At 65.3% G+C, this 1,488-nt stretch carries 3 protein-coding genes; all 3 read left to right on the top strand.

Annotation, left to right across the window (positions count from 1 at the left end):
* The coding region (locus AC1DTW_RS28105; RefSeq protein WP_477985329.1) for an SDR family oxidoreductase at nucleotides 1-427 on the top strand (427 nt) is incomplete at its 5' end.
* A gap of 64 nt (nucleotides 428-491) precedes the next feature.
* The gene (locus AC1DTW_RS28100) at nucleotides 492-1,184 is read left to right on the top strand and encodes a DUF6781 family protein (protein ID WP_477985327.1); all 693 of its coding nucleotides are present in this window, start codon (nucleotides 492-494) and stop codon (nucleotides 1,182-1,184) included.
* 55 nt (nucleotides 1,185-1,239) lie between these two features.
* The coding region (locus tag AC1DTW_RS28095; protein ID WP_477985301.1) for a cytochrome ubiquinol oxidase subunit I at nucleotides 1,240-1,488 on the top strand (249 nt) is incomplete at its 3' end.

The following is a 1,488-nucleotide window of genomic DNA, read 5'->3' as shown; positions in this document are numbered from 1 at the left end:
CGCCGTGATGCGCACCAACCTGGACAGCCTGTTCAACATGACCAAGCAGGTCGCCGACGGCATGGTCGAGCGCGGCTGGGGCCGCATCATCAACATCTCGTCGGTGAACGGCAGCAAGGGCGCGTTCGGCCAGACCAACTACTCGGCCGCGAAGGCCGGCGTACACGGCTTCACGAAGGCGCTGGCGCTCGAGGTCGCGAAGAAGAACGTCACCGTCAACACGATCTCGCCGGGCTACATCGGCACGAAGATGGTCACGGCGATCCCGAAGGAAGTGCTCGACTCGAAGATCCTGCCGCACATCCCGGTCGGGCGGCTGGGCAAGCCCGAAGAGGTGGCAGGCCTGATCATCTATCTCGCCTCTGAAGAAGCCGCGTTCGTGACCGGCGCCAACATCGCGATCAACGGCGGTCAGCACATGCAGTGACCTCGAGGCGCCGCCCGGTGCGGCGCCGCGCTGAGCACCAACGAATACCGACTCGGGAGACGACATGATCAAAGCAGGGATCGACCAGGACGCCATCACGAAGATGTTCTCGGAAGCCACCGCGAAGCAGGGCGAGGCATTGCGCAAGGGAGTCGGCGATGCGACGCTGAAGGCGCTGCAGGGCCGCGAGCTGACGATGGAGAACATCAAGAAGGTACTCAAGACCGTGACCACGGCCGCGACTGCCGGCGCGGGAACGAATGTCGCAGGCTCGGTGGACATCGAAGCCATGCTGGGCAAGGCCGTGGCCGGGATGGACGACGCGCTGCTGAAGGCCGTCGAAGCCAATCGCAAGGCGCTCCAGCAGTTCGTCGACCAGGGCGCGAGCCTGCAGGAGAAGCAGCTCAAGGGCGCGATCTCGAACCTCGAGAAGATGGAGGACACGTTCTTTGCCGCTGTCGGCAAGGCGGTCGAGGGCGCCGCCAGTGTCCCGCTCCAGGGGCCTTGGAAACAAGTGCTCGACTCGTTCCAGACCAAGGGCAGCGACAGTGGGGCCCGCGCGACCCAGACCGCGCAAGACCTGCTTGAGCAAGCCAAGGCAGCTCTGCGCGGCGGTCGCGCCAGCAGTGCCAAGGCGACGCAGGCGATGCTGGATGGCTATGCGGCGCTCGTCAGCGGCGTGTTGATCGGCATGTCCGAGGGGCTGCAATGCTGGTCGGTCGCGGCACGGCCGGGGGCGAAGACTCCCAAGAAGTGACCGGGCGCCGGGTTGCCGTCACTGGCCGCGTTGCCAACGCCGAGGACGCTTTCGAATGGACCCCCTGATCCTCGCCCGCATGCAGTTCGCGGCCAACATCACCTTCCACATCCTGTTCCCGACGATCAGCATCGGCATGGGCTGGTTGCTGCTGTTCTTCCGGCTGCGCTGGCTGAAGACACATCAAGGACCCGACAAGGCCGCCGCGCAGGGCTGGCTCGACGCCTACCGTTTCTGGACCAAGGTGTTCGCGCTCAGCTTCGCGCTCGGCGTCGTCAGCGGCATCACGATGAGCTTCCAGTTC

The organism is Rhizobacter sp. P5_A1, assembly GCF_056400745.1.
This window is presented reverse-complemented; position numbering and strand designations above follow the sequence as displayed.

Bases quoted from the DNA above. Each gene is read 5' to 3' on its own strand.
- AC1DTW_RS28100 (WP_477985327.1), top strand. From the start codon at position 492: ATGATCAAAGCAGGGATCGACCAGGACGCCATCACGAAGATGTTCTCG.